This window comes from Ruegeria marina, assembly GCF_900101475.1.
Taxonomy (GTDB): Bacteria; Pseudomonadota; Alphaproteobacteria; order Rhodobacterales; family Rhodobacteraceae; genus Ruegeria_B; species Ruegeria_B marina.
This window is the reverse complement of record NZ_FMZV01000009.1, coordinates 112,803-138,760: the sequence shown is the minus strand read 5'-3', so window position 1 is coordinate 138,760 and position 25,958 is coordinate 112,803. Positions and strand designations below refer to the sequence as shown.

Genomic DNA, 25,958 nt, shown 5'->3' with positions numbered 1-25,958 from the left:
TTCCCCCCGAAAAACTCTAGTCCAGCCAGCCGCGCAGGTTGTCTTCGACCACCTTGGCCAAAGCTCCGATATGGGCATCCTCGTCGTTCAGACAGGGGATATAGGTAAAGGTTTCGCCCCCAGCATGTTCGAAGCTTTCGCGAATCTCTTCGTTGATCTCTTCGAGCGTTTCGATGCAGTCGGCGGAAAACGCAGGCGCGATGACGGCGATGTTCTTCTTGCCCTGCCGCGCCAGTTCGGCAACGTGCTCGACGGTATAGGGCTTTAGCCATTCCTCGGGGCCGAACCTTGACTGGAAGGTCGAGACGATGCGTGATTCGTCCCATCCAAGACGTTCGCGCAACAGCCGCGTGGTCTTGGCGCATTGGCAGTGATACGGGTCGCCCTGCATCAGATAGCGCTCGGGCATGCCGTGATACGAGCAAACCAGCACATCGGGTTGCTGGTCCATTGCCGCATAGGCCCGTTCGACCGACTGCGCCAGCGCGTCGATATAGGCAGGCTCGTCGAAATAGGCGGGCACCGTCCGGGCGGAGGGCTGCCAGGTTTCCTCCATCAGCGCGCGAAAGAACTGGTCATTGGCCGTGGCGGTCGTGGCACCGGCGTATTGCGGGTATAGCGGAAAGAACAGGATGCGGTCGCAGCCTTCGGCGACCATCTGGCGCACCTTGGACCTGGTCGACGGATTGCCGTACCGCATGCAGAAATCCACCATCACATTATCGCCATAGCGTTCGACCAGCGCTGCCCGCAGCTTTGCTGTCTGGTCCTTTGTGATGCTCATCAGCGGGCTTTCACCCTTGTCATGATTCCAGATGGATTTATAGGCCGCACCCGAGCTGAAAGGGCGCTTGGTCAGGATGATCGCCTGCAGGATCGGCTGCCATTTCCAGGCCGGATAGTCGATCACACGCTTGTCCGACAGGAACTCGTTCAGGTAACGCCTCATGGGCCAGTAGGTGTAGTCGTCAGGTGTGCCGAGATTGGCGATCAAGACGCCGACACGCCCCATCTTGACCTTGGGATGGTCGGTCGGGGCATGGGCAGGGCGGGTAGCATCGAACATATCTGGCTTCCTGAATTCTATCGGTTTCGACCTGAGATAACCGGATATCCCCCGCCGTCAATCCGGCAAACCCTTCTCTTCGGAACCCAGAGCCGCGGCAAGGCGCATCTGGGCCGATCCGGGCCGGAGGGGTTTCGGCTGGCTTTCGTCCGGCGCCCAGCCGGTCAGGCAGATCAGTTCGAACGTGGCAGGCAGCCGGCCTTCGGGCGTTGAATGCTGTTCCGTGTAGAGCGCCGCCGCACGGTCGAACACAGCCCGGCGTGTGGGGCGACGCAGACGTGCCGATAGCGCATTGGTTTCCCCCATGGCGCGCAGGTCGTGCATCAGGTGGAACAGGTCGCGGTATTCCGCCGTCAGGCTCAGGTTGTCGGCGACAGGGAGCGCGAGGCCCGCGCGCTGCAGCAGCGCGCCAAGATCGCGGATCTCGCCCATCGGTGCGATGCGCGGGCTTAGCCCGCCTGTGACCTCGGCCTCGGCCTGGGCAAGCACGGCGCGCAGTTCCGAAAGCGTCTGCCCACCCAGGCATATCGCCAGCAACAGTCCATCGGGGCGCAGCGCCCGGCGGCACTGTATCAACTGACCTACCGGATCGTTAGCCCAGTGCAGCGCCATCGCGTGCACCACGAGATCGCAACTCGTCTCGGGCAGCGCGAGGACATCGTCGTCGCCGACCATCCGGGCCCCGGCGAAGGCTTCGTCCCAGATACGCGGAAAGGGCGTGACGACCGCGATATCCGTAAAGCTTCTGTTAACCATGGAGAGACGATCCTGCACTTCGTCCAGCGCCGCATTGTGCAGGAACAGCGCGTCTTCTCGGCTCCGCCGCCGGCGCGCGGCAAGAGCGGCACGATCGACCAAAACGGAAGTGGTCTGACTACTTGGTGGTTTCATGAGGCGCACCTAACCCATGTGGCAGAAAATTCAAACCGCGATCAAGACAATCTATCCCCCGCGCTGTCTTGGGTGCGGTGATCTGGTCATCTCCGACTTCGGCCTGTGCGGCACCTGCTGGCGGGACACCCCATTCATTGATGGAACTGTCTGTGAAAGCTGTGGCGCGCCGCTGATCGGGGCCGCCGACGGGCACCGGATCGAATGTGACGACTGCATGGCACATCCCAGACCATGGAAGGATGGACGATCGGCCCTTCTTTATACCGGGCGGGCGCGGCGCATGGTGCTGGCGCTGAAACATGGCGATCGGCCCGAACTGGCACGGCCGGCCGGTCTGTGGATGGCACGGGTGGCAAAACCGCTTCTGCATGAGGGGATGCTGATCGCACCAGTGCCTTTGCATTGGTCACGGCTGGCGCGGCGGCGGTACAACCAGTCGGCCCTGCTGGCCCAGAGTGTCGGGCGTATCACCGGCTTGCCTGTCTGTCCTGACCTGCTGTTCCGCGCCGTGGCGACACCGATGCTGGAGGGGATGACGGCGGCGCAGCGAGGCGAGGTTCTGGACAATGCCATCGCCGCACATCCGCGCCGCAAGCACCGGATGGCGGCGCGGGACGTGTTGCTGGTCGATGACGTGATGACCTCGGGCGCGACGTTCGGGGCCTGCGCCCGGGCCTGTCTGGATGCGGGAGCGGCTCAAGTTTTCGTATTGGCTCTGGCACGGGTGACTCGCGATACCTAGATGTGCTGAATTCCCGATCCGAACTGTCGCAAAACCTGTCTCCACTTTTTCGGGAAATGCTCTAGATTGTCGCAAACCCGAAGGACCGATACATGAAACCTGTCGAAATCTACACCTCGCCGCTCTGCGGTTATTGCCATGCGGCCAAGCGTTTGCTGACCAAGAAGGGCGTCGAGTACACGGAAATCAACGTGCTCGCCAATCCGGGCCGCAAGCCCGAGATGATCGAGCGTGCAGGTGGTCGCCGGACAGTTCCGCAAATCTTCATCGGAGACACCCATGTTGGCGGGTGCGATGACCTGTTCGACCTTGAGCAAGACGGTAAACTCGACCCGATGCTGGCCAGCTGATGAAAACCGCGCTGCTGCAGATAAGCTCTTCGGACGATCCGGCCGAGAACCTGGCAATGGTCCGGACCATGATGGCCGAGGCTGCCGCACAGGGCGCCCGATGGGTGTTGACGCCCGAGGTGACGAACTGTCTCTCGACCAGCACCACGCGTCAGCGAGAGGTCTTGCAGCACGAAGAGGACGACATCACGCTGGCGGGCCTTCGGGCTCAGGCGGCAGAGTTGGGGATATGGCTGCTGATCGGATCGCTTGGGATCAAGACCCATGACGCCGACGGGCGTTTCGCCAACCGGTCGTTCATGATAGGGCCGCAGGGGCAGATCGTAGCCCGCTACGACAAGATCCACATGTTCGATGTACAGGTCACCGAGACCGAGACCTTTCGCGAATCGGCCAACTATCGCCCAGGAAATCGGGCGGTTCTGGCCGAGACCGATTTCGGCAAGGTGGGTATGACGGTCTGTTATGACCTGCGCTTTCCGCATCTGTACGCTGCCCTGGCGCAGGCGGGTGCGCGCATTATGACGGTTCCGGCGGCCTTTTCACCCGTTACTGGTGCAGCCCATTGGGAACCCTTGCTGCGCGCGCGGGCGATCGAGACCGGCTGCTGGGTACTGGCGCCGGCACAGACCGGCGAGCACAAGCTGAGCCGTGGCAAGCCGCGCCGCACCCATGGCCACAGCCTTGTTGTTGCGCCCTGGGGTGAGGTGCTGATCGACGCAGGCACCGATCCCGGCATTCACTTTTTTGAAATGGATGATAAACCTGTTACAGAAGCCAGGCGCAGAGTCCCGAGCTTGACTCATGTACGCGCGTTCGACGGACCCTGACCCAGAAATTGAAATGACTGATGAAACTCATGCCTTGGCAGTGGCGCTGTTCAGCGAGATCCTGACGGCAGATCAGCTGTTGCGTAACCGGCTGAGTCGGATTCTGCCCAAGGGCATGGAAATTTCCCATTTCTCGGTGCTGAACCATCTGGTTTTCGTTGGCGGAGAACGAACTCCGGCACAACTCGCCAACACCTTTCACGTGACACGCGGCGCGATGACCAACACCTTGGCCAAGCTGGAATGGGCCGGTTACATCCATATCCGCCCCGACTGGGACGATGCACGCCGCAAGATGGTGGCAATCAGCCCCGCAGGGCGGCAGGCCCGCGATCAGGCGATTTCGATGATCGCTCCCCTGATCAACAAGGTCGTCGGCGAATTGGGTTCCGAACGTGTGCGGCTGACCCTGCCGGTCTTGCGCGATCTTCGGCTGAAGCTTGAAGCAGAATAACACACCCGTTCAAACATTGCCGGGTTAACGGCAGGCCCCTTCAGGCGGGATCAGGATCATTCCGCAGGACGAACGCCTGCAATACGCCCATTTCGAAGGCGATCCTCCCTATAGGTATTTTCAAAGCAACGTCGCAGATCGCGCCGCCACTGCCGCGATAATCATTGCCGTCCAATGCCCTGGACAGGAGCAGGACTGGAACATCTTCATGCTTCAGCCGGATCAGGGCCAGGAAATCAAAGATCTCGTCATCGTCCCGCGTTCCGTCCATCATCACGACGAGCAACGAACAGTCATCATGCTTGCGTTCAAGCATGCCCAGAGCGTGGTCCATGTTCTTGCTGGTGACTACGTCGGCGCCAAGGTCTTCGAGCCAGCCCGCAACATGGCCGGTGGCGCGCCAGGAGGTTCCGACAACCAGTACCGACCGACCAAGAAGGAGACCCGGACCAATCAGGTCCATTGCCATGCCCAGCAGTCTCGCTGGTGGATTGAAGTCATCTTTCGACGGCGGAACTTTGCCGGACGCAAAGTCGTTCTCGCTCGACTGGTCGTTTGCGAAAGCGGCCTTGCGGCCCGGATGCAAGGGTGGCTTCAGCCAAGCCTTCATCCAGCCGAGCAGTGAACCGGAACAATCGGGACCAACTGCAAAGTGTCTCATTCTTGATCTGCCTCGATATGTTTTGTTTTTCTTAATTCTAGAAAAGAAGGTCAGCACGACAACCTGTCCGCAAGATCAACCGGACAGCTATTACGTAGATGAGAAATATACTTTTGAGGTGCCGCTCACATATCGGGACGCCAAAGGCCCGCCCCTCCGAGCGGCAACTCAGGCAAAGGGGTCTTCCATCGGGAATTGGGCGACAAGTGGAGCCTCGCGGCAACTGCAAGGTCGCCTGCGATTCAGCCCCGTCCGGGATTGTGCCCGTTACCGCTTTACACTGGCCGTCACGTAGTTGACGCTCAGGTCACGGTCTGAAATCGACCATTTCCACGAAATCGGGTTGAAGACGAATCCCTTGCGGTCGACCGGCTCCAGCCCGGCCTGCCGCAGCAGGTCGAACAGCTCGTCCGGGGTGATGAATTTTGACCATTCATGTGTGCCGCGCGGCAGCCATCGCATGACGACCTCGGCTCCAAAGATCGCCATGGCATAAGACTTGGGGTTGCGGTTTATGGTCGAACAGATCTGCAACCCGCCAGGTTTCAGGAGTTGCTGTGTGGCGGTCAGATAGGACAGCGGGTCGGAAACATGCTCGACCACCTCCATGTTCAGCACCACGTCGAATTGTTCGCCTTCAGCCGCCAGAGCCTCGGCCGTGCTGTGGCGATAGTCTATTTGCAGACCGGATTGTTCCGCGTGGATCCGTGCGACCGGCAGGTTGCGTTCGGCCGCGTCGGCACCGACAACCTCGGCTCCCAGCCGGGCCATCGGTTCGCTGAGAAGACCGCCGCCGCATCCGATATCCAGCAGCCGCAACCCGGCAAACGGCTTGTCCCCTGTCAGGTCGCGGTCGAATTCACCCGCGATTTGTCGCGTGATGTAATCCAGACGGCACGGGTTAAGCATGTGGAGCGGCTTGAATTTCCCGTGCGGGTCCCACCACTCTGCGGCCATCACCTCGAATTTTGCGATCTCGGCCGGGTCGACCGTGTTCGGATGCACTTGCATTCCTGTCTCCGTATGCTCTTTTACCCTTTGCGGACTATATAGGGCTGTAATGGACAAGTACCCGGACCAAAAGCGCGCAGTGCAGTTTCTGTACCCGCCGATCGACGCGTTCGATCAGCGCATGCTGGGCGTTGGCCAGGGGCACCAGATCTACGTGGAACAATGCGGAAATCCGGACGGAATTCCGGTTGTCGTGCTGCATGGCGGCCCCGGCGGCGGGTGCAGCCCGGCGATGCGCCGCTATTTCGACCCGGCGGTCTATCGGGTGATTCTCTTCGACCAGCGCGGCTGTGGCCGATCACGGCCGCATGCCTCGGTCGAGAACAACACGACATGGCATCTGGTCGCCGACATTGAACGAATCCGTCAGGCGCTGGATATCCAGGACTGGATCGTTTTTGGTGGAAGCTGGGGCGCGACGCTGGCGCTGATCTATGCCCAGACCCATCCCGAGCGTGTGGCCCAGCTGGTCCTGCGCGGGGTTTTCCTGATGACTCAGGCCGAACTGGACTGGTTCTATGGCGGTGGCGCCGGGAAGTTCTGGCCCGAGGAGTGGGCGCGGTTTTCGGCGCCGATTCCGGATGAGGAACGCGGCAACATGATTGCCGCCTATCACAAGCGCCTGTTTTCGGGCGACATTGCCCAGGAAATCCGCTTTGGCCGCACCTGGTCGGCCTGGGAGAACGCCCTGGCCTCGATCCACTCGCACGGGACAGCCGGCGAGAGCCCCGGCGATTATGCCCGCGCCTTTGCACGGTTGGAAAACCATTACTTCATCAATGACGGTTTTCTGGAGTTTGACGGCCAGATTCTGGCCAACATGGGTCGTATCTCTCACATTCCGGGTTATATCGTTCAGGGGCGTTACGACATGATTTGCCCGCCGACCTCTGCCTGGCGTCTGAGTGAACTCTGGCCCAACGCCGATTTGCGCATGGTGCGAAACGCAGGCCACGCCTTGTCGGAACCAGGCATCAGCGCCGAACTGGTTCGAATCATGGACGGTATAGCCGAGGGCTGGACATGACACGCATAGACCGCCGCGCTCTTTTTGCTTCAGGCGCCGCCGCGGCGCTGCTGGCCTCGGCCGGCATGTCGCTGGCCGACAGGCCCAGTCCGGGCGGCGCGCTTCGCCTCGCCGTGCCACGCGATGACAGCCTGGAACTCATCGCCAGAGGCGCGGTGTTCGATACGCTGACCGAAGTTGCGCCCGACGGAACCCTGCGGGGAGAGCTGGCCATCGGCTGGCAATCAGATGCAGACGCTCGGGTCTGGTCCTTTGACCTGCGCAACGATGTTCTGTTCCATGATGGCGCCGACCTGGGGGCAGAGGACGTGGCCGCTGTGTTGGCCGAAATCGGATTGGCAGAGGCGATGAGCGCCCATCGTGTGCGCCTGGAACTCGCCGAGCCCAATCCCGGGCTGCCCTTTCTTCTGGCCGACAGCCGCTTTACCATTCCCCGCGCCGGGGCGCAGGTTTCCCCGCTGGAAAAGGCAAACGGAACAGGCTGTTATCGGGTCGAGCGCGCCCAGGACGATCGCCATTTTCTGGGCCGCAAGGTCGAAGGGCACTACAAGGCCGGGCAGGCCGGTTGGGCGGACACGGTCGAGGTGATCGTGATACCGGATGCCGCCGTGCGGGCCGAGGCGCTGCGCGACGGTTTCGTCGACGTGGCCGCCCTGCCAATGCCCGAAGGGCTCCGTGGCCGCGCCAGGTTCCGCTATCACCCGTCCGAGGACGATATGGCCCTGGCGGCCGCCGATACCGTCGGCCTGCCCCGCCGCATCGGCACCCGCGGCGCGTTGGACGACGGCCGCATCGCGGAACGGTGGTGGTTGGCGTAGACGGGCAGGCCGGCTTTGCGGCAGGACCCCTTGCAGACTCATCCCATCCCGCGTATATGGCTTGATAACAGCGGCGCGTCGGGCACTGGCCTGGGGTTCCACCGGATAGATCGACGGGCCGCGCGCCCGTTTTTTTGTACCCGGAGTTTGGGTAAGACACGAGATGACCAACACCCTGATAGCAAAGGCTGCCATCGACCGGCGCCTGGCCGAGATCGTCGGCCCCGTGATCGAGGATCTCGGTTACGAACTTGTGCGAATCCGCCTGATGAGCGGCAAGACCACGACGCTGCAGATCATGGCCGACAAGCCCGATGGCGGGATCGAGGTCGATGACTGCGCCGAAATCTCGAACGCGGTCAGCGCGACGCTGGATGTCGAGGACCCGATCCTTGACGCCTATACGCTGGAAGTGTCGAGCCCCGGCATCGACCGGCCGCTGACCCGGCTGAAGGACTTCGAGATGTTCGAGGGCTACGAGGCCAGGATCGAGACAACCGAACTGATCGACGGCCGTCGCCGGTTCAAGGGCGAACTGGCCGGTGTCGAGGGCGACGAGGTGCTGATCAATCTCGACCAGAACGGCGAGACGGTGACCATCGGCCTGCAATTCGACTGGCTGAGCGATGCCAAGCTGGTGCTGACCGATGAATTGATCCGGGAGATGCTGCGCCAGCGCAAGGCCGCTGGCGTGCTGAACGAAGAGCAATTCGACGAAATCGTAGAGGAATCGCCCGAGACGGGTGAAGAGACCATGGCCCTGGACGGGTCCGAAGAGGAGACGAAGTGATGGCAATCACCTCTGCAAACCAGCTGGAGCTGTTGCAAACCGCCGAGGCCGTGGCCCGCGAAAAGATGATCGACCCCGGTCTGGTGGTCGCGGCGATGGAAGAAAGCCTCGCCCGCGCCGCCAAGAGCCGCTACGGCAGCGAGATGGACATCCGCGTCAAGATCGACCGCAAGACCGGCCGCGCGACCTTTACCCGCGTACGCACCGTGGTCGCCGACGAGGATCTGGAGAATTACCAGGCCGAGATGACCGTCGCGCAGGCGCGTCAGTACATGGAAAACCCGACCGTCGGTGATGTCTATGTCGAGGAAGTGCCGCCGGTCGAGATGGGCCGGATCGCCGCGCAATCGGCCAAGCAGGTGATTCTGCAAAAAGTGCGCGAGGCAGAGCGCGACCGCCAGTACGAGGAATTCAAGGACCGGGCCGGCACCATCATCAACGGTGTCGTCAAGCGCGAGGAATACGGCAACGTCATCGTCGACGTGGGCGCCGGCGAGGCGATCCTGCGCCGCAATGAGAAGATCGGCCGCGAAAGCTATCGCCCGAACGACCGCATCCGCTGCTATGTCAAGGATGTGCGCCGCGAGCCGCGCGGGCCGCAGATATTCCTGTCGCGCACCGCGCCGGAATTCATGGCCGAGCTGTTCAAGATGGAAGTGCCCGAGATCTACGACGGCATCATCGAGATCAAGGCCGTTGCCCGTGACCCCGGTTCGCGCGCCAAGATCGCGGTCATTTCGTATGACAACTCGATCGACCCGGTCGGCGCCTGCGTCGGTATGCGCGGCAGCCGCGTGCAGGCGGTGGTGAACGAGCTTCAGGGCGAAAAGATCGACATCATCCCGTGGAACGAGGATCAGCCGACCTTCCTGGTGAATGCGCTGCAACCGGCTGAAGTGTCCAAGGTGGTTCTGGACGAAGAGGCCGGCAAGATCGAGGTGGTGGTGCCCGAGGAACAGCTGAGCCTCGCCATCGGCCGCCGCGGCCAGAACGTGCGCCTGGCCAGCCAGCTGACGGGCCTGGACATCGACATCATGACCGAGGCCGAGGAATCGGCACGCCGCCAGAAGGAATTCGAAACCCGGACCAAGCTGTTCATGGAAACGCTGGATCTGGACGAATTCTTTGCCCAGTTGCTGGTGTCCGAAGGGTTCACCAACCTTGAAGAAGTCGCCTATGTCGAACTGGACGAGCTGTTGGTGATCGACGGGGTCGACGAAGGCACCGCCGAAGAGCTTCAGGCCCGCGCCCGCGATTATCTCGAGGCACAGGCCAAGGCCGCACTGGACAATGCCCGCGCGCTGGGCGCCGAGGACAGCCTTATTGAATTCGAAGGGCTGACACCCCAGATGGTGGAGGCGCTGGCCAAGGATGGCGTCAAGACGCTTGAGGATTTCGCCACCTGCGCTGACTGGGAACTGGCCGGCGGCTGGACCACGGTCGACGGGCAGCGGGTCAAGGATGACGGCATCCTGGAGCCCTACGACGTTTCGCTGGAAGAGGCGCAGGACATGGTGATGACCGCCCGCGTGATGCTGGGCTGGGTCGATCCCGAAGACCTGCAGCCCGATGCGGACGACATCGAAGGCGAGGAAGGCGACGAGGAGGCCGGGGCCTGATCCCGGGCCCCGCGGAGACGAACATGACCCGTGGCGGTGCAACAAAGGACCGGTCGGAAGGCCCAGAACGCAAGTGCATCGCCACAGGCGAGGCGCAGCCGCGCCACGGGCTGATCCGCTTCGTGGCCGGCCCTGACGGACAGGTGGTGCCGGACATCGCGGGCAAGCTGCCGGGCCGGGGCACCTATGTTGCCGCCGACCGGGCCGCGCTGAAGAAGGCCGTGGACAAGAAGCTGTTTGCCCGCGGCCTGAAAATGCCGGTCACGGTACCGGCGGATCTGGTGGACGAGGTCGAGCGGCAGCTGATCCGCCGGGTGGTCGAGACGATCAGCCTGGCCCGCAAGTCGGGCGCGGCGGTTTCGGGGTATGAAAAGGTCAAGACCTGGCTGGACAAGGAAGAGGCTTATGTGCTGATCCAGGCCGCCGACGGGTCGGGCCGGGGCAAGTCGAAACTGAGTACACCTCATTTCGGCAAGTACATCGGCTGGCTCACCGCGGATGAATTGGGCATGGCCTTTGGCCGCCAAACAGTGATACATGCGGCGCTGGCCTCTGGTGGACTCGCCAAACGTGTTGTAGAGGAAGCGCAACGCCTGAAAGGGATGCGCAAAACGGATGACGGCGGCAAGGGCCGCGCGGAAGGGTAAGAAGCTTTATGAGCGATACTGACGGCAAGAAGACATTGGGTCTGCGTGGGGGTTCCCGTCCCGGGAACGTGAAACAGAGTTTCAGCCACGGACGGACCAAGAATGTCGTGGTGGAAACCAAACGCAAGCGCGTGGTGGTCCCCAAGCCGGGCGCCGGAAAGCCCACGTCCGGTGGCGGCGCACAGTCGGGCGATCCGTCGCGCCGTCCGGCTGGCATTTCCGATACGGAAATGGAACGCCGCCTGAACGCGTTGAAAGCAGCCAAGGCCCGTGAAGCCGAGGAAGCCGCGCAGCGCGAGGCCGAGGAACTGGCGCGCGCCGAAGAGCGCGAACGCCGCCGGGCCGAACAGGAGGCCAAGGAGCGCGAACAGCGCGAGGCCGAGCAGCGCGCCCGTGAAAAGGCCGAAGAGGAAGAGCGCCAGCGTCAGGAAGCCGAAGAAGCTGCCAAGCGCGCCGCCGCGCGTGCGGTCGCCGAAAAGGAAGCACCCAAGGCGGAGCGGACGGAACGTGCTCCCGCAGCGCCACGGACCGACGCACCCGAAGGCTCCCGCAAGGTGGACCGTGAACGCGAACGCGACCAGCGCCAACCTCGCGGCAAAGGCCGAGAGGACGGACGGAGGTCGGGCAAGCTGACGCTCAGCCAGGTTACCGACGGGGAAGGCGGACGCCAGAAATCCCTTGCTGCAATGAAGCGCAAGCAGGAACGCGCTCGTCAAAAGGCGATGAGCGGGTCGGCCGAGCGCGAAAAGGTCATCCGCGAGGTTCAGTTGCCCGAGGCCATCGTGGTCTCGGAACTGGCCAACCGTATGGCCGAACGTGTCGCCGACGTGGTCAAGGAACTCATGAAAATGGGCATGATGGTCACGCAGAACCAGACCATCGACGCGGACACCGCCGAACTGATCATCGAGGAATTCGGCCACAAGGTGGTTCGTGTTTCCGACGCCGATGTCGAGGACGTCATTACCGATGTCGAGGACAAGGACGAAGATCTGAAGCCGCGCCCGCCGGTCATCACCATCATGGGCCACGTCGACCACGGCAAGACTTCGCTTCTGGATGCGATCCGCAACACCAAGGTCGTTGCCGGCGAAGCCGGCGGCATCACCCAGCACATCGGCGCCTACCAGGTTGAGACCAATGACGGCGTGACGCTGACCTTCCTTGACACTCCGGGTCACGCGGCCTTTACCTCGATGCGTTCCCGTGGCGCTCAGGTGACGGATATCGTCGTTCTGGTGGTGGCGGCGGATGACGCCGTGATGCCGCAGACGGTGGAGGCGATCAATCACGCCAAGGCCGCAGGGGTTCCGATGATCGTTGCGATCAACAAGATCGACAAACCCGACGCCAACCCGACCAAGGTGCGCACCGACCTTCTGCAGTACGAAGTGGTTGTCGAAGCGATGTCGGGCGAAGTGCAGGATGTCGAGGTTTCCGCAAAGACCGGAGAAGGTCTGGACGAATTGCTCGAAGCCATTGCGCTGCAGGCCGAAATTCTCGAACTCAGAGCCAATCCCGACCGTCCGGCTCAGGGCGCGGTGATCGAGGCGCAGCTGGACGTCGGCCGTGGCCCGGTTGCCACCGTTCTGATCCAGAAAGGAACACTGCGCCAGGGCGACATCTTTGTTGTGGGCGAGCAATACGGCAAGGTCCGTGCGCTCATCAACGACAAGGGAGAACGTGTAACCGAAGCCGGGCCTTCGGTTCCGGTCGAGGTGCTGGGCCTGAATGGCACACCCGAGGCGGGCGACGTCCTGAACGTGACCACCACCGAAGCGCAGGCGCGCGAGATCGCCGCCTATCGGGAACAGGTCGCCAAGGACAAGCGCGCCGCCGCCGGCGCAGCCACCACGCTGGAACAGCTGATGGCCAAGGCCAAGGCCGACGAGAACGTCGCCGAACTGCCGATCCTGGTGAAGGCTGATGTGCAGGGTTCCGCCGAAGCCATCGTTCAGGCGATGGAAAAGATCGGTAACGACGAGGTGCGCGTACGCGTGCTGCATTCTGGCGTTGGTGCGATCACCGAAACCGATGTGGGTCTCGCGGAAGCATCCGGAGCACCGATCATGGGCTTCAACGTCCGCGCCAATGCCACCGCGCGCAATACCGCGAACCAGAAGGGTGTCGAGATCCGCTACTATTCGGTGATCTACGACCTCGTGGATGACGTCAAAGCGGCCGCGAGCGGCCTGCTGAGCGCCGAGATCCGCGAGAACTTCATCGGCTATGCGACGATCAAGGAAGTGTTCAAGGTGTCCGGCGTCGGCAAGGTTGCCGGCTGCCTGGTTACCGAGGGCGTCGCCCGCCGCTCTGCCGGCGTCCGCCTGCTGCGTGACAACATCGTGATCCACGAAGGCACGCTGAAGACGCTCAAGCGGTTCAAGGACGAGGTGTCCGAGGTCCAATCGGGCCAGGAATGCGGCATGGCCTTCGAGAATTACGACGATGTCCGCCCCGGCGACATCATCGAGATCTTCGAGCGCGAGGAAGTCACACGTACCCTGGCGTGATCCTTCGGGAAAGAGACTTGAGGGCGGTCCCATGGGGCCGCCCTTTTTCTTTCCTGCGGGTCGCTTCACAAACATGGAAAATTGAACAAAAGAGGCGAGGATGACCTTGGTTCATCCTCGCCTGCAAGACCGTTGTGAGTGATGGTCTTTAAACTTTATTGTCTGTTTCAGGCGGCTTTTGCCTGAACCGGCTGACCAGTAAACACCTGATCACCTACCCTTATGGATATCCTTCCATCCGCATGATTGCGAACGAAGATACCCTGAATGAGCACGGAACTGCCCACAGCAATTGTCCGCAACATGCCATATCCTCCCCACAGAATTTGACATGTAAAATTTACAACAGAACGCCAGGCAATTCACATCAAATATTTGTAGAAATTCCGCGTTTTCCAAAACAAAACCACAAAATGTTGTTGATTGAAATGCTGCAATCGCGAAATATTCGGCATATTCACGCACATAACGGGCCTTTAGTCCAAAAATGTGCGCTTAAAGCCAGTCCCTCAGAATCGGGATCAGCGGCACATCCGCTGGCGGCATCGGGTATTCCCGCAAGTCCCGGGCGCGCACCCATTTCAATGCCTGACCTTCGCGGGATTGCGGAACGCCCTCCCATTTGCGGCAGGCAAAGAGCGGCATGAGCAAGTGAAAATCGGGATAGGAATGACTGGCAAAGGTCAAAGGCGCCAGGCATGAGGCCCAGGTGTTGATCCCGAGTTCTTCGTGCAACTCGCGGATCAACGCCTGCTCGGGCGTTTCGCCCGGCTCGACCTTGCCGCCCGGAAACTCCCACAGTCCCGCCATCGACTTGCCTTCCGGGCGCTGCGCCAGCAGCACCCGGCCATCCACATCGATCAGGGCGACGGCAGAAACCAGAACGGTTTTCACGACCGGTAATCCGCGTTGATCTCGATGTATCCGTGGGTCAGATCGCAGGTCCAGACGGTCGCCTGCCCGTCGCCCAGCCCCAGATCGACCCCGATCACCAGTTCCTGCCCCTTCATGTAGGCGGCGGCTTCGGCCTCCTGATAGTTGGGGCTGACCCAGCCTTTCTCGGCCACCAGGATATCGCCGAAGGAGATGCTGAGCAGATCACGGTCGGCGGCGGCACCGGATTTTCCGATGGCCATGACCACGCGGCCCCAGTTCGGGTCCTCGCCGGCGATGGCAGTCTTGATCAGCGGCGAATTGGCGATGGCCATGGCGTGAACCTTGGCATCGGCATCGCTGGCCGCGCCTGTCACCCTGATCTCGACGAATTTCGTCGCACCTTCGCCATCGCGCACGACCTGCTTGGCCAGATCCAGCATCACTTCTTCGAGTGCGGCTGCAAACTCGGCGTTCCCGGTGGCATCAACGCCCGACGCGCCGGTTGCACACAAGAGCAGCGTGTCCGACGTCGAGGTATCGCTGTCCACCGTGATGCAGTTGAATGTCCGGTCGGTCATTGCCGACAGCATCCCCTGCAAGGCCCCCTGCTCAACAAGGGCATCGGTGAAGATGTAAACCAGCATCGTCGCCATGTCAGGTGCGATCATCCCCGAACCCTTGGCGATACCGGCGATCTTGACGATCTTGCCGCCAATCCCGACCATTCGGCATGCCCCCTTGGGGAAGGTGTCGGTGGTCATGATGGCCCGCGCGGCCTCTTCCAGGGCATCCGGCCGCAGTGCCGCGTTCAGTTCACCCAGCTTGGCCACGATACGCTCGTGCTTCATCGGTTCGCCGATGACGCCGGTAGAGGAGGTAAAGACCCGCTCGACCGGCACGCCGGTGACTTCGGCCACCGCGCGGGTGACCTCGGCCACCGAAGTCTGGCCGTAATGGCCGGTGAAGGCATTGGAGTTTCCAGAGTTGACGACGATCGCCGCCGGCCCGTCGCTGGCGCCGCCGATCTTTGCCTGGCAATCCAGAACCGGTGCCGAACGGGTCGCTGACCGCGTGAACACGCCGGCGACCGAGGTGCCGGGATCCATCACCGCCATCATCACGTCGGTGCGGCCCTGGTAACGCACGCCCGCCGCGACGGTCGCCAGACGCAGGCCGCCGATCTCTGGCAAGGACGGGAAACTAGCAGGCGCCAGCGGGGAAACCTTGGTTATCTTGGCCATTTCAGGGGATCACTCCTGCACGAGTTCGAGTTGGCGCAGCACGTCCGGAGTAATGCCGCTGAGATGGGGTTTTTCGATATTGCCGTCACTGGTCAAATCGGCCAGCCGCGCCTCGACGGCGTCCTGCTGGATCTGCGCGGCCAGTTCGTCGCGCACCTCGTCGAGTTCCGGTGCGGTGGACTTGCGCTTGTCATTGAGCTTGATGACATGCCAGCCAAACTGGGTCTGTACCGGCGCAGATACGTTACCGACCTCGAGCGCCATCACCGCCGCCTCGAATTCAGGCACCATCGCGCCTGCACCGAACCAGCCCAGCTCGCCGCCGTTCGGGCCCGACGGACCGGTCGATCTCTCGCGCGCGGTGGCGGCGAAATCGACACCGTTGTCGAGCAACTCCTTGACGGCCTTGGCCTCGTCCTCGGACGGCACAAGAATATGAGAAGCGTTGAACTCGTCCTCGCCGAAACCGTCGGCATATTTTGCGTCATAGGCCGCCTGAAGCGCCTCGTCCGTCGTGACCGATGCCATGATCTGTTCGATGGTCTCCCCGGCCAGCAGCGAGCGTTCCTCGTTTTCCAGAGACAGCACGACCTGAAGGGGCGTGCGTCCCCCTTGCACCTGCTTGAGCAAAGTCTGCTGGATCAGCTGGTCCAGGATACCTTCGAACAGGACCTCGTCGGGCAGTTGCTGGTACTGCTGCGGCAAGGTGGCCCGCGCGATGATCATGTGGCCCAGGGTGATCTCTTCACCATTGACGCGGGCGACCACGGTGTCGGCCTCGGCCTTGGTCTCGGAATGCGCCGGCAGGGCCATGACCAGCGCAAGCGCCAGCGATGGCAGGAAAGTGAGACCTTTGGGCATTGAATTCATCCTATTCTCAGGCCGCGACTGGGCACGGCGTTGACACTCTGGAGCCTGCCGCTTACATCGCTTGAAGCCTTTGACAGGACCGCCTTCACCCCCCGTATCTATGGGTTGCGCACATGGCGGGCAAGCCTGTCGTAACCATGACAGAACAGATCCGCTGGAGTGCATATGCTGGGACTTGGAACGCTTGCCAAAAAGGTGTTCGGAACACCGAACGACCGCAAGATCAAGGCAACCCGCCCGCTGGTCGCCCGGATCAACGCGCTGGAAGAGGAATTCGCCAAACTGTCCGACGACGGGCTGAAGGCAAAGACCGAAGATCTGCGCAAACGCGCGCTGGCAGGCGAAAGCCTGGATGACCTTCTGCCCGAGGCGTTCGCCAACTGCCGCGAAGGCGCCAAGCGCGCTTTGGGGCTGCGCGCCTTTGATGTGCAGCTGATGGGCGGCATCTTTCTGCACCAGGGCAATATCTCGGAAATGAAGACAGGTGAGGGCAAAACGCTGGTCGCGACCTTTCCGGCCTATCTGAACGCGCTGACCGGCAAGGGCGTGCATGTGGTCACGGTGAACGAATACCTGGCCAAGCGCGACTCGGAATGGATGGGCAAGGTGTTCGCGACGCTCGGCATGACCACCGGCGTGATCTGGTCCGGCCAGCCCGACGACCAGAAGATGGCCGCCTATCGGAGCGACATCACCTATGCCACCAACAACGAACTGGGTTTCGACTATCTGCGCGACAACATGAAGGGCGACCTGAACGAGGTATACCAGAAGCATCACAATTTCGCGATTGTGGACGAGGTCGACTCGATCCTGATCGACGAGGCGCGCACGCCGCTGATCATCTCGGGCCCGGCGCAGGACCGTTCCGACCTTTATGTCGCCATCGACGCGCTGCTGCCTTCGTTGTCGGACAGTCACTATGAGATGGACGAAAAGTCCCGCAACGTCACCTTTACCGATGAAGGCAACGAGTTCCTCGAGGCCCAACTGGTCGCGCGCGGCCTGCTGCCCGAGGGCCAGTCGCTCTATGATCCCGAAAGCACGACCATCGTGCACCACGTCAACCAGGGACTGCGGGCGCACAAGCTGTTCCAGCGCGACAAGGACTACATCGTACGCGACGGCGAAGTCATTCTGATCGACGAATTCACCGGCCGGATGATGCCGGGCCGCCGCCTGTCGGACGGTCTGCATCAGGCTATCGAAGCCAAGGAAAACGTCCAGATCCAGCCCGAGAACGTGACGCTGGCCAGCGTGACCTTCCAGAACTATTTCCGGCTCTACGACAAGTTGGCCGGCATGACCGGCACCGCGCTGACCGAAGCCGAGGAATTCGCCGAGATCTATGGCCTGGGCGTGGTCGAGGTGCCCACCAACAAACCGATCGCGCGCAAGGACGAGGACGACCAGGTCTATCGTACGGCGACCGAGAAATACGCGGCCATGATCGCCGAGACCAAGAAGGCACATGAAAAGGGCCAGCCGGTCCTGCTGGGCACCACCTCGATCGAGAAGTCCGAGATGCTGAGCCAGATGCTGAGCAAGGAAGGCATCGCGCATAACGTCCTGAACGCCCGCCAGCACGAGCGCGAGGCACAGATCGTGGCCGAAGCGGGCCGGTTCGGCGCGGTGACCATCGCTACCAACATGGCCGGTCGCGGCACCGATATCCAGCTGGGCGGCAACGTCGAGATGAAGGTGCTGGAGGCGCTGGCCGAAAATCCCGATGCCGACCCGGCCGAACTGCGTGCCCAGGAAGAGGCCCGGCACGCTGAAGAGAAACAGAAGGTTCTGGAGGCCGGCGGCCTGTTCGTCATGGCCTCGGAACGGCACGAAAGCCGCCGCATCGACAATCAGCTCCGCGGCCGCTCGGGCCGTCAGGGCGACCCCGGGCGCACGGTGTTCTACCTGAGCCTCGAAGACGATCTGATGCGCATCTTCGGATCGGAGCGGCTCGACAAGGTGCTGACGACGCTGGGCATGAAGGAAGGCGAGGCAATCATTCACCCTTGGGTGAACAAGTCGCTGGAGCGCGCGCAGGCCAAGGTCGAAGGCCGCAACTTCGACATGCGCAAGAACGTGCTGAAGTTCGACGACGTGATGAACGATCAGCGCAAGGTGATCTTCAGCCAGCGGCGCGAGATCATGGCGGCCGAGGATCTGTCCGAGATCGTGGCCGACATGCGCGAACAGGTGATCGACGACCTGATCGACGAATACATGCCGCCCAAGAGCTATGCCGACCAGTGGAACACCGAGGGGCTGTATGCCGCCGTGATCGAGAAGCTGGGCATCGACGTGCCTGTGATCGAATGGGCCGCCGAAGAGGGCGTGGACGACGACGAGATCCGCGAACGACTGGTAAAGGCCAGTGGCGAGTTCATGGCGCAGAAGGCTGCCGATTTCGGATCCGAGAACATGCGCAACATCGAAAAGCAGGTGCTGCTGCAGACCATCGACAGCAAATGGCGCGAACACCTGCTGAAGCTCGAACACCTGCGGTCGGTCGTGGGATTCCGCGGCTATGCCCAGCGCGACCCGCTGAACGAGTACAAGAACGAAAGCTTCCAGCTGTTCGAAGGGCTTCTTGACGGTCTGCGCGAAACCGTGACGCAACAGCTGTCGCGGGTGCGCATGCTGTCCGAAGAGGAACAGCGCCAGATGATGGCCCAGATGATGGCCCAGCAGGCACAAGCGCAGCAGGCCGGCCAGCGTGCCGAGCAGATTGCCGAAGCCAAGGCATCAGGCGATGCGCGACCGGGTTTTGACGAAACCAACCCGGACACCTGGGGCAATCCGTCGCGTAACGACCCCTGCCCCTGCGGCTCGGGAAAGAAGTTCAAGCATTGCCACGGCCGGCTGGCCTGACACCCGGCAGAGCTGACACAATGACTCCCACAGGCGGCCATATCTTGGCCGCCTTTGTTTTCGACACTGCTCGCGGTCTATCAGGTGAGGAGTGGGGAAATGGCGCAGAAGAGTCGCAAGATCCTGACAGCAGGCGGAACCGTGCTTTGTGCGGCACTGATCGGATTCCTGATGCAGCAAAACGCCGCCCGCGAGGCGCGGCAGATGGCCCCGCGGCAATCCGTGGTTCAGCAGGCAGTTCAGCAACCCGAAACCGCGATCGCGCCCGAAGACCATGCTGTGACCCGCGCCGTGGGCCTGTCCCTTGCCGCCGCATCGATAGAGATGAACCAGCCTGTCCGCTTGCCCGCCCTCGCCCTGGAACAGGCCAGCCCGTTTCTGGTAAAGGGCGAGGTTCTGCCTGAAACCCCGCCCGACCCTTCGGAGCCTCGGCTGGGCTGTGCAGTGCAGGCGGTGGCCGTACCGGCCCCCATGGCCAGCGCGCGACTGTCGGTGTCTGCACCTTGTTACGGCAACCAGCGTGTGAGCGTGCATCACAGCGGACTGATCTTCACCGATACGACTGATGACGCCGGAAACCTGGCTGTCAACGTCCCGGCAATGTCGGCCAGCGCGGTATTTGTGGTGGCCTTTCAAAATGGCCGCGGGACCGTAGCGGTGACGGAGATCGAGGATTTCGACCAGGTGGCGCGGGTCGCGATACAGTGGTCGGGCGCCCCCGGTTTCCAGCTGCACGCCCGTGAGTTCGGAGCATCCTACGGAGAACCGGGCCACGTCTGGGCGGATGGCGATGCCGGAGGCCAGGGCCAGGTGACTCGGCTGGGCCAACCAGACAGCTTTGCCCCGCAATTGGCCGAGATCTACAGCTTTCCCGTTTCGGACAGCGACCGGTCCGGCAGCATCGCACTGTCGATCGAAGCCGAGGTGACAGCACGGAATTGCGGGCGCGACATCTCCGCGCAGTCGCTCGAACTGCGCGGCGACGGATCTCTTGCAACTCATGATCTGGTCTTCTCAATGCCGGATTGTTCGGCCGCTGGCGATTTTCTGGTGTTGAATAATCTGGTCGAAGACCTGAAGATCGCCGCCAAGTGATCCGCAGGTAATTTCAGGTATCCCATGATTTGGCTTCGTGCGGCGGCTTTCGCCGCACTTTCATTTGCAACAGCGGTCCCGGCCAGTGCGCAGGACATCACGCTCACCTCGCATGACGGCAAGGTCGAGATCACCGGCAACTTGCTGGGCTTCGATGGCGAATTCTATCGTGTCGAGACGCGATACGGAGAACTGACTGTGGACGGGTCAGGCGTGACGTGCGACGGCCCTGCCTGCCCCAGCCTGACCGATTACGTGGCCGAACTGACGCTCAGCGGCTCCTCCACGATGGCCGAGGTCCTGCTGCCCGCCCTGATCGAAGGTTTTGCCTTGCGCAACCGTTACCAGACCCGGCGCGAATCGCAGGATGACACCCGGTTCAGCTATTTCCTGATGCAGAACGATCCGGCCCGTCCGCAGGCGGTATTTTCCTTTCGTGTCACCACCACGGACGAAGGTTTTGCCGATCTTCTTGCCGACGAGGCCGATCTGGTGATGGCGCTGCGGGAAATCCGCCCCGAGGAACGACGTCGTGCACTGGAAATCGGCCTTGGCGACATGACAGACAACAATCGATCCAGAGTTCTGGCGCTCGATGCGATGGTTCCCGTCGTCGCCCCGACCAACCCGGTGCAGAGCATCTCCATGCCCATGCTCGCACGCGTTTTCGCCGGTGAAATCCTCAATTGGGCCGAACTCGGTGGCCCCGACGCGCCCATCGCCCTTCACCTGCCCACCTCCGGATCGGGCCTTGTGCAGGCGGTCGAGGATCGCCTGCTTGCACCGGTGGGCAAGACGCTGCCCACGGATGTCATTCGCCACGCCCGCTCGAGCGAGCTGTCGCGCGCGGTAACCATTGATCCGTTTGCAATCGGGATTGCGAGCTTTGCCGAAACCGGCACCGCGCGGCCGCTGACCCTTACGGGCGATTGCGGCTTCTCGCTGGCCGCCACCCGCCGCAGCATCAAGACCGAGGATTACCCGCTCAACTCGCCAATGTTTCTCTACATGCCTGCGCGCCGCCTGCCCAAGGTTGCGCGCGAGTTCCTTGCGTATATGCGCAGCCCGGCAGCCCAGATCGTGATCCGGCGGGCGGGTTTCGTAGACCAAGCTCCGGAACTCATCCCCATTGCCACCCAGGGGAACCGGCTGGCCAATGCCATTGCCGCCGCCGGTGAAGAAGTGCCCCTGTCCGAACTGCAACGGCTGATCGCCACAGTATCGGGCCTGCAGCGGCTCAGCCTGTCGTTCCGGTTCGAAACCGGATCCTCGCGCCCCGATGCGCAGTCTCGCACCAATATCGTGCAATTGGCACAGGCGCTCGAAAGCGGCGCCTACGACGCGCGCCGCCTTCTGTTCCTTGGATTCAGTGATGGCGAAGGACCAGCCCAGGGCAATGCCCGTATCGCCCTGAAGCGGGCCGAAGCGGTGCGCGACGCGGTGCTCGAGGCCGCCGAAACCCTTGATCCCGGGAAAATCGATATTTCGGTCGACGCATTCGGCGAAGCCTTGCCCATGGCCTGCGACGACAGCGAATGGGGCCGCCAGGTCAATCGCCGGGTCGAAGTCTGGGTAAATTGATCCCTTAATCTTTTCCCAAATACTCCGGGGGCGCCAACAAAATTCGACGAATTTTGTTGGCCGGGAGCAGCGCGCCCCCCTTTTTCATGCGGCATCCTTTCGCAAAGGTCCTGTTTCCACTTTTCGCGATGCGCCTTACAAATACCCTTCGGACCGGAAACTCAGTTCCACTGATTTGCCGATGATCAGGTGGTCATGCAACGTCAGCCCCAAAGCCTCGCAAGCCGCCCGGATGCGCATCGTCATGTCGATATCCGCCTGCGAGGGCGAAGGGTCGCCCGAGGGGTGATTGTGTACCAGGATCAGGGCTGAGGCGTTCAGTTCCAGCGCGCGTTTGGCCACCTCGCGCGGATAGACCGGCACGTGGTCCACCGTACCGCGCGCCTGCTCCTCATCCGCGATCAGGACGTTCTTGCGATCGAGGTAGAAGACCCGGAATTGCTCGGTCTCGCGATGCGCCATGGTGGTGTGGCAATAGTCCAGCAGTGCATCCCAGCTGGAAATCACCTGCCGCTGCATCACCCGCGCCCGCGCCATGCGGTGTGCGCTGGCCTCGAGGATCTTCAGATCGGTGATCACCGCCTCGCCCACGCCCTTGACCTCGGCCAGCCGTTCCACCGGTGCCGTGAGCACCCGATTGAAGTCGCCGAACGTGTCCAGCAGCAGCCGAGCCAACGGTTTCACGTCCTGCCTCGGGATCGAGCGGAACAGCACCAGTTCCAGCAGTTCGTAATCCGGCATCGCCGTCGCCCCGCCTGCCATGAACCGGTCGCGCAGGCGCTTGCGGTGGTCCCGGATATAGGACGGCAACCGCCCCGAGGGCAGCGGCATCTCCGGTGCTTCGTCCATATCGAACAGCATCGGGGCCTCGGAAAGTCCTGGCTGGCGCATGGCCGGCAGCCTTGCAGAGAATCGGTTTCCGAGAGGTTAACGCTCTCCCGCCATCCGCCGTGTCGCGCGCCGCATCGCCAGATGCAGCAGCACCGACAGAACGCCCAGCGTCAGCATGGCGGCGAACATCAGGTCGGTTTTCGCCCGGCCATTGGCCAGGAGCATCAGGTAACCCAGTCCTTTGGAAGCCCCCACCCATTCCCCGATCACCGCGCCGATCGGCGCATAGACCGCGGCCAGCCGCAGGCCCGAGGCCAGCTGCGGCAGCGCCGCCGGCACCCGGATATGCCAGAGAACCGCGCGCGGGCTGGCCTGCATGGTGCGGGCGAGGTCCAGATACCCCACCGGCGTGCGCATCAGCCCGTCGAAAAACGCCGCTGTGATCGGGAAATAGATGATCAGAACCGCCATCGCCACCTTGGACCAGAGGCCATAACCGAGCCACAGCGTCAGGATCGGCGCCAGCGCAAAGACCGGCAGCGCCTGGGTAAAGACAAGCATCGGCTGCACCAGCACCCGTGCAATCCGGGAACTGGCCAGTTGCAGCGCGGTCGCAACACCCAGCACCGCACCGCAGGCCAGGCCGATCAAGACCTCCAGCGCCGTCACGGCCGTATGTTCGGCGATCAGCCAGCGGTTCTGCCACCAGGTCTCAGCGACCAGAACAGGGCCGGGCAGGATAAAGCGCGGCAGGTCTGTGAGACCTACCACAGACTGCCAGATCGCGAGAGCAAAGACCGTTGCCGCAAGGGCCGGAAACCAGCGTGTCATCGCCCGCCCTCCCGCAACATCCGCATCAGCGCGCCTTGGCATTCCAGCGTTTCGGTATCATCCACCGCGCGCGGCATCCGCGCGGTCGGCGGAGCGACCGGAGTCAGCCCCCCGCCGGTCATCACCTGGATCGAATGGCCCAACCGCGCCGCCTCGGCCGGGTCATGAGTTACCAGCAGCACCGTCCGCCCGGCGAGCAGCTCGGCGGCAAGCTCCTGCATGTCCGCACGGGTGCGCGCGTCGAGCGCCGAGAACGGCTCGTCCAGCAGCACCACCGGCTTGTCCTCCATCAGAGTACGCGCCAGCGCCACCCGCTGTCGCTGACCGCCGGAAAGCTCTGCCGGGCGCTTGGCCGCATGGTCGGACAGTCGAACCCGGCGCAGCAGATCGTCCAGCCGGGCGCGATCCACCTGTTCACCACGCAGCCGCGCGCCCAGCGCCATGTTCTGCGCCACCGTCGCCCAGGGCAAGAGCAGGTCATCCTGCGACATATAGGCCACCCGTTCCATCACAGGGGCGCCGTCCGAAGCGGTGATCGTTCCATGAAACTCCGCTCCCGTTTCCAACCCCGCGATCAGCCGCAGCACTGTCGACTTGCCGACGCCGGACCCACCCAGCAGGCAGGTCCATCGCGCCGCCTTGAGTGACAGTGTCAGCGGCGCGAAAAGCGGTGCGCCATCAATGCTGGCGCTGCCGGTTACGGTGATGGCAGGGGCGGGTGTCACGGGGTCAGTCCCATCTGCCAGAAGTTGACCTCGAGCTCGGTCGCGGTGCAAAAGGTCCGGCACAGACGCTCCCAGCGCGGCGAGGATTCGAAATCCGCCCCAATTCGCCGTGTCAGGGCCTGATCCATCAATTCACCGACCGCCTTGCATGCGGATTGATACTCGGATCCGGCATAGGTGTCGATCCAGCCCCTGTAGCTCTCGCTGGTCGCCTCGACCACCAGTCGCGCGCCGATCTCGCCATAGCCCATGACGCAGGGCGCCAGTGCGGCCAGCAGATCGGCCAGGTCGCCGCTGTACCCGGCCTCGAGCACGAAGCGGGTATAAGCCAGATTTTCGGGCCGTTCCGGGGTGGCAAACAGCTCATCCCGCGAAATCCCCGACGCCTCGCACACCCCGATATGGAGCTGCATTTCCTCGGCCACCAGCGCGTTGACGGTAGCGACGGCGGCCAGCATCTCGGCATGGGTTTCGCTCTTGACCACGGCCAGCGCCCAGGCGCGAGAGAAATGGATCAGGAACACGTAGTCCTGCCGCAGGTAATGCAGGAATGCATTGCGTGGCAGGGACCCGTCCTTCATCCCCTCGACAAAGGCGTGGCGGGTGTAGTCCCGCCACGGCTGGCCGGCCGCTCTGCGCATCCGCCCGAAGGCGCGGCCATAGTCGGGAGCGGTCATTCGGCGGTCACGTCAATGGTGATGGCCGAGACCGGGTTCACGCTGTCGATCAACCCGCTGTCCTTGAGGAAATTCTCGAACCGGGCATAGCGGCCCGCGTCGAACCCGGCCGGGCGCAGGGAAAAACGCGGCAGCGTATCCGCCCAGGCGCGCTTGTTCAGTTCGTCCTGCAACTCGGGCGAGGTGGCGGCGAAGATCTCCCAGCTGGCCTGCGGGTTGTTGACGATGAACTGCGTCGCCTTCTCGGTCGCCTCAAGGAAGCGCGCGATCTTGTCGGCATCCATCCGCTCGGGATTGGCGACATAGATCAGCTCGTCATAGGACGGCACGCCCTCTTCCTCGATATAGAAGCAGCGGCCCTGCACCCCTTCGATATCCATCTGATTCAACTCGAAATTCCGGAAAGCCCCGATGACTGCGTCGACCTGGCCACTCATCAGCGCGGGCGACAGCGAGAAGTTGACGTTGATCATCTCGACATCGCTCAGGGCAACGTCATATTTACCCAGAACCGTGGTCAGGATCGCCTCTTCGACCCCGGCGACCGAGAAGCCTATCTTCTTTCCCTTGAGGTCGGCGGGCGATTTGATCGGGCCATCCTCGAGCACCAGAAGGCAGTTGAGCGGGGTGGCGACCAGCGTACCCACGCGTTTCAGGGGCAGCCCCTCGTGGATTTGCAAGTGCAGTTGCGGCTGATAGCTGACCGCCAGATCGGCCTGACCGGCCGCCACCAGGCGCGGCGGGGCCGATGGGTCGGCCGGGGCGACGACCTCGACCTCCAGACCCTGTTCCGCAAAATATCCCTTTTCCTGCGCGATGATGATAGGGCCGTGATCGGGGTTGACGAACCAGTCCAGCAGCAGGGTCATCTTGTCCTGCGCCAAGGCGGGCGTCGCGGTCAGCAGCGCCAATGCGGTTACCAGGTGTTTCATGTCGCG

25 protein-coding genes are annotated in these 25,958 nt (G+C 62.5%); 13 read left to right on the top strand and 12 right to left on the bottom strand.

Translation table 11 applies throughout. The features are described from left to right. Positions 1–16: 16 nt before the first annotated feature. Together hemH and BLT75_RS13795 are read right to left on the bottom strand one after the other, a co-directional pair. The gene (hemH, locus tag BLT75_RS13800) at positions 17–1,066 is read right to left on the bottom strand and encodes a ferrochelatase (RefSeq protein ID WP_093032653.1); all 1,050 of its coding nucleotides are present in this window, start codon (positions 1,064–1,066) and stop codon (positions 17–19) included. Between the two features lie 57 nt (positions 1,067–1,123). Continuing rightward, positions 1,124–1,957 carry a methyltransferase domain-containing protein gene (locus BLT75_RS13795; protein WP_093032650.1) on the bottom strand — a complete coding sequence of 278 codons (834 nt, stop codon included), beginning with the start codon at positions 1,955–1,957 and terminating at the stop codon, positions 1,124–1,126. A gap of 16 nt (positions 1,958–1,973) precedes the next feature. Here BLT75_RS13795 and BLT75_RS13790 point away from each other — a divergent pair, with 16 nt between their 5' ends. From BLT75_RS13790 to BLT75_RS13775, 4 genes are all read left to right on the top strand, one after another. Beyond that, positions 1,974–2,702 carry a ComF family protein gene (locus BLT75_RS13790; protein ID WP_093032636.1) on the top strand — a complete coding sequence of 243 codons (729 nt, stop codon included), beginning with the start codon at positions 1,974–1,976 and terminating at the stop codon, positions 2,700–2,702. A gap of 92 nt (positions 2,703–2,794) precedes the next feature. After that, positions 2,795–3,052 carry a glutaredoxin 3 gene (grxC, locus tag BLT75_RS13785; RefSeq protein ID WP_093032633.1) on the top strand — a complete coding sequence of 86 codons (258 nt, stop codon included), beginning with the start codon at positions 2,795–2,797 and terminating at the stop codon, positions 3,050–3,052. Continuing rightward, the gene (locus tag BLT75_RS13780; protein WP_093032631.1) at positions 3,052–3,882 is read left to right on the top strand and encodes a carbon-nitrogen hydrolase family protein; all 831 of its coding nucleotides are present in this window, start codon (positions 3,052–3,054) and stop codon (positions 3,880–3,882) included. The genes grxC and BLT75_RS13780 overlap by 1 nt, the downstream gene beginning before the upstream one ends. 13 nt (positions 3,883–3,895) lie before the next feature. After that, the gene (locus BLT75_RS13775) at positions 3,896–4,336 is read left to right on the top strand and encodes a MarR family winged helix-turn-helix transcriptional regulator (protein WP_093032626.1); all 441 of its coding nucleotides are present in this window, start codon (positions 3,896–3,898) and stop codon (positions 4,334–4,336) included. Positions 4,337–4,376: 40 nt separating this feature from the next. Here BLT75_RS13775 and BLT75_RS13770 read toward each other — a convergent pair whose 3' ends face one another. Beyond that, positions 4,377–5,054 carry a response regulator gene (locus tag BLT75_RS13770; protein WP_143028561.1) on the bottom strand — a complete coding sequence of 226 codons (678 nt, stop codon included), beginning with the start codon at positions 5,052–5,054 and terminating at the stop codon, positions 4,377–4,379. Between the two features lie 210 nt (positions 5,055–5,264). After that, positions 5,265–6,008, bottom strand: coding sequence for a bifunctional 2-polyprenyl-6-hydroxyphenol methylase/3-demethylubiquinol 3-O-methyltransferase UbiG (gene ubiG / locus BLT75_RS13765; RefSeq protein WP_093032620.1), 744 nt, complete (start codon positions 6,006–6,008; stop codon positions 5,265–5,267). A 49-nt stretch (positions 6,009–6,057) separates the two neighbouring features. On the opposite strand from ubiG, the gene pip reads away from it, so the two are divergent. From pip to infB, 6 genes are all read left to right on the top strand, one after another. Continuing rightward, the gene (pip, locus tag BLT75_RS13760) at positions 6,058–7,035 is read left to right on the top strand and encodes a prolyl aminopeptidase (RefSeq protein WP_093032618.1); all 978 of its coding nucleotides are present in this window, start codon (positions 6,058–6,060) and stop codon (positions 7,033–7,035) included. After that, a complete protein-coding gene (locus BLT75_RS13755; protein WP_093032616.1) occupies positions 7,032–7,853 on the top strand; it encodes an ABC transporter substrate-binding protein in 822 nt (273 codons plus the stop codon). The genes pip and BLT75_RS13755 overlap by 4 nt, the downstream gene beginning before the upstream one ends. A gap of 163 nt (positions 7,854–8,016) precedes the next feature. After that, positions 8,017–8,643, top strand: a complete 627-nt coding sequence (gene rimP, locus BLT75_RS13750; RefSeq protein WP_093032613.1) for a ribosome maturation factor RimP — start codon at positions 8,017–8,019, stop codon at positions 8,641–8,643. Next, positions 8,643–10,262 (top strand): transcription termination factor NusA, encoded by a 1,620-nt coding sequence (nusA, locus tag BLT75_RS13745; RefSeq protein ID WP_093032610.1) that lies wholly within the window; start codon positions 8,643–8,645, stop codon positions 10,260–10,262. The genes rimP and nusA overlap by 1 nt, the downstream gene beginning before the upstream one ends. Before the next feature lie 23 nt (positions 10,263–10,285). Then, on the top strand, positions 10,286–10,909 hold the full coding sequence (locus tag BLT75_RS13740; RefSeq protein WP_093032607.1) for an RNA-binding protein: 624 nt from the start codon (positions 10,286–10,288) through the stop codon (positions 10,907–10,909). An 8-nt stretch (positions 10,910–10,917) separates the two neighbouring features. Continuing rightward, positions 10,918–13,422, top strand: coding sequence for a translation initiation factor IF-2 (gene infB, locus BLT75_RS13735; RefSeq protein WP_093032591.1), 2,505 nt, complete (start codon positions 10,918–10,920; stop codon positions 13,420–13,422). Between the two features lie 495 nt (positions 13,423–13,917). Here the strand turns inward: infB and mutT are convergent, their stop codons facing one another. From mutT to BLT75_RS13720, 3 genes are read right to left on the bottom strand one after another with little or no spacing between them, the layout of a single operon-like run. Further along, entirely contained in the window at positions 13,918–14,316 is a 399-nt protein-coding gene (mutT, locus tag BLT75_RS13730; RefSeq protein WP_093032588.1) for an 8-oxo-dGTP diphosphatase MutT, read from the bottom strand. Then, positions 14,313–15,539, bottom strand: coding sequence for a bifunctional glutamate N-acetyltransferase/amino-acid acetyltransferase ArgJ (gene argJ / locus BLT75_RS13725; RefSeq protein ID WP_093032583.1), 1,227 nt, complete (start codon positions 15,537–15,539; stop codon positions 14,313–14,315). Before argJ ends, mutT begins: the two co-directional genes overlap by 4 nt. 9 nt (positions 15,540–15,548) lie before the next feature. Then, positions 15,549–16,400, bottom strand: coding sequence for a peptidylprolyl isomerase (locus BLT75_RS13720; protein ID WP_093032582.1), 852 nt, complete (start codon positions 16,398–16,400; stop codon positions 15,549–15,551). Positions 16,401–16,574: 174 nt separating this feature from the next. On the opposite strand from BLT75_RS13720, the gene secA reads away from it, so the two are divergent. From secA to BLT75_RS13705, 3 genes are all read left to right on the top strand, one after another. Further along, on the top strand, positions 16,575–19,280 hold the full coding sequence (gene secA, locus BLT75_RS13715) for a preprotein translocase subunit SecA (RefSeq protein ID WP_093032581.1): 2,706 nt from the start codon (positions 16,575–16,577) through the stop codon (positions 19,278–19,280). A gap of 99 nt (positions 19,281–19,379) precedes the next feature. After that, positions 19,380–20,375, top strand: a complete 996-nt coding sequence (locus BLT75_RS13710) for a hypothetical protein (protein WP_093032580.1) — start codon at positions 19,380–19,382, stop codon at positions 20,373–20,375. A gap of 24 nt (positions 20,376–20,399) precedes the next feature. Beyond that, the gene (locus BLT75_RS13705) at positions 20,400–21,956 is read left to right on the top strand and encodes a substrate-binding domain-containing protein (RefSeq protein ID WP_093032579.1); all 1,557 of its coding nucleotides are present in this window, start codon (positions 20,400–20,402) and stop codon (positions 21,954–21,956) included. Between the two features lie 135 nt (positions 21,957–22,091). Here BLT75_RS13705 and radC read toward each other — a convergent pair whose 3' ends face one another. From radC to BLT75_RS13680, 5 genes are read right to left on the bottom strand one after another with little or no spacing between them, the layout of a single operon-like run. Continuing rightward, positions 22,092–22,847 carry a RadC family protein gene (gene radC, locus BLT75_RS13700; RefSeq protein WP_425441139.1) on the bottom strand — a complete coding sequence of 252 codons (756 nt, stop codon included), beginning with the start codon at positions 22,845–22,847 and terminating at the stop codon, positions 22,092–22,094. A 36-nt stretch (positions 22,848–22,883) separates the two neighbouring features. Continuing rightward, positions 22,884–23,618, bottom strand: coding sequence for an ABC transporter permease (locus tag BLT75_RS13695; RefSeq protein ID WP_093032577.1), 735 nt, complete (start codon positions 23,616–23,618; stop codon positions 22,884–22,886). Continuing rightward, positions 23,615–24,343 carry an ABC transporter ATP-binding protein gene (locus BLT75_RS13690; RefSeq protein ID WP_093032568.1) on the bottom strand — a complete coding sequence of 243 codons (729 nt, stop codon included), beginning with the start codon at positions 24,341–24,343 and terminating at the stop codon, positions 23,615–23,617. The genes BLT75_RS13695 and BLT75_RS13690 overlap by 4 nt, the downstream gene beginning before the upstream one ends. Beyond that, on the bottom strand, positions 24,340–25,020 hold the full coding sequence (tenA, locus tag BLT75_RS13685) for a thiaminase II (protein ID WP_093032565.1): 681 nt from the start codon (positions 25,018–25,020) through the stop codon (positions 24,340–24,342). The genes BLT75_RS13690 and tenA overlap by 4 nt, the downstream gene beginning before the upstream one ends. Continuing rightward, a complete protein-coding gene (locus BLT75_RS13680) occupies positions 25,017–25,952 on the bottom strand; it encodes an ABC transporter substrate-binding protein (RefSeq protein ID WP_093032563.1) in 936 nt (311 codons plus the stop codon). Before BLT75_RS13680 ends, tenA begins: the two co-directional genes overlap by 4 nt. Between the last annotated feature and the right edge of the window lie 6 nt (positions 25,953–25,958).

Bases quoted from the DNA above. Each gene is read 5' to 3' on its own strand.
- BLT75_RS13740 (WP_093032607.1), top strand. From the start codon at position 10,286: ATGACCCGTGGCGGTGCAACAAAGGACCGGTCGGAAGGCCCAGAACGC.
- BLT75_RS13795 (WP_093032650.1), bottom strand. From the start codon at position 1,957: ATGAAACCACCAAGTAGTCAGACCACTTCCGTTTTGGTCGATCGTGCC.
- rimP (WP_093032613.1), top strand. From the start codon at position 8,017: ATGACCAACACCCTGATAGCAAAGGCTGCCATCGACCGGCGCCTGGCC.
- tenA (WP_093032565.1), bottom strand. From the start codon at position 25,020: ATGACCGCTCCCGACTATGGCCGCGCCTTCGGGCGGATGCGCAGAGCG.
- hemH (WP_093032653.1), bottom strand. From the start codon at position 1,066: ATGTTCGATGCTACCCGCCCTGCCCATGCCCCGACCGACCATCCCAAG.
- pip (WP_093032618.1), top strand. From the start codon at position 6,058: ATGGACAAGTACCCGGACCAAAAGCGCGCAGTGCAGTTTCTGTACCCG.
- BLT75_RS13755 (WP_093032616.1), top strand. From the start codon at position 7,032: ATGACACGCATAGACCGCCGCGCTCTTTTTGCTTCAGGCGCCGCCGCG.
- argJ (WP_093032583.1), bottom strand. From the start codon at position 15,539: ATGGCCAAGATAACCAAGGTTTCCCCGCTGGCGCCTGCTAGTTTCCCG.
- BLT75_RS13780 (WP_093032631.1), top strand. From the start codon at position 3,052: ATGAAAACCGCGCTGCTGCAGATAAGCTCTTCGGACGATCCGGCCGAG.
- radC (WP_425441139.1), bottom strand. From the start codon at position 22,847: ATGCGCCAGCCAGGACTTTCCGAGGCCCCGATGCTGTTCGATATGGAC.
- BLT75_RS13720 (WP_093032582.1), bottom strand. From the start codon at position 16,400: ATGCCCAAAGGTCTCACTTTCCTGCCATCGCTGGCGCTTGCGCTGGTC.
- BLT75_RS13775 (WP_093032626.1), top strand. From the start codon at position 3,896: ATGACTGATGAAACTCATGCCTTGGCAGTGGCGCTGTTCAGCGAGATC.
- nusA (WP_093032610.1), top strand. From the start codon at position 8,643: ATGGCAATCACCTCTGCAAACCAGCTGGAGCTGTTGCAAACCGCCGAG.
- ubiG (WP_093032620.1), bottom strand. From the start codon at position 6,008: ATGCAAGTGCATCCGAACACGGTCGACCCGGCCGAGATCGCAAAATTC.
- BLT75_RS13705 (WP_093032579.1), top strand. From the start codon at position 20,400: ATGATTTGGCTTCGTGCGGCGGCTTTCGCCGCACTTTCATTTGCAACA.
- BLT75_RS13680 (WP_093032563.1), bottom strand. From the start codon at position 25,952: ATGAAACACCTGGTAACCGCATTGGCGCTGCTGACCGCGACGCCCGCC.
- secA (WP_093032581.1), top strand. From the start codon at position 16,575: ATGCTGGGACTTGGAACGCTTGCCAAAAAGGTGTTCGGAACACCGAAC.
- BLT75_RS13710 (WP_093032580.1), top strand. From the start codon at position 19,380: ATGGCGCAGAAGAGTCGCAAGATCCTGACAGCAGGCGGAACCGTGCTT.
- infB (WP_093032591.1), top strand. From the start codon at position 10,918: ATGAGCGATACTGACGGCAAGAAGACATTGGGTCTGCGTGGGGGTTCC.
- grxC (WP_093032633.1), top strand. From the start codon at position 2,795: ATGAAACCTGTCGAAATCTACACCTCGCCGCTCTGCGGTTATTGCCAT.
- BLT75_RS13790 (WP_093032636.1), top strand. From the start codon at position 1,974: ATGTGGCAGAAAATTCAAACCGCGATCAAGACAATCTATCCCCCGCGC.
- BLT75_RS13695 (WP_093032577.1), bottom strand. From the start codon at position 23,618: ATGACACGCTGGTTTCCGGCCCTTGCGGCAACGGTCTTTGCTCTCGCG.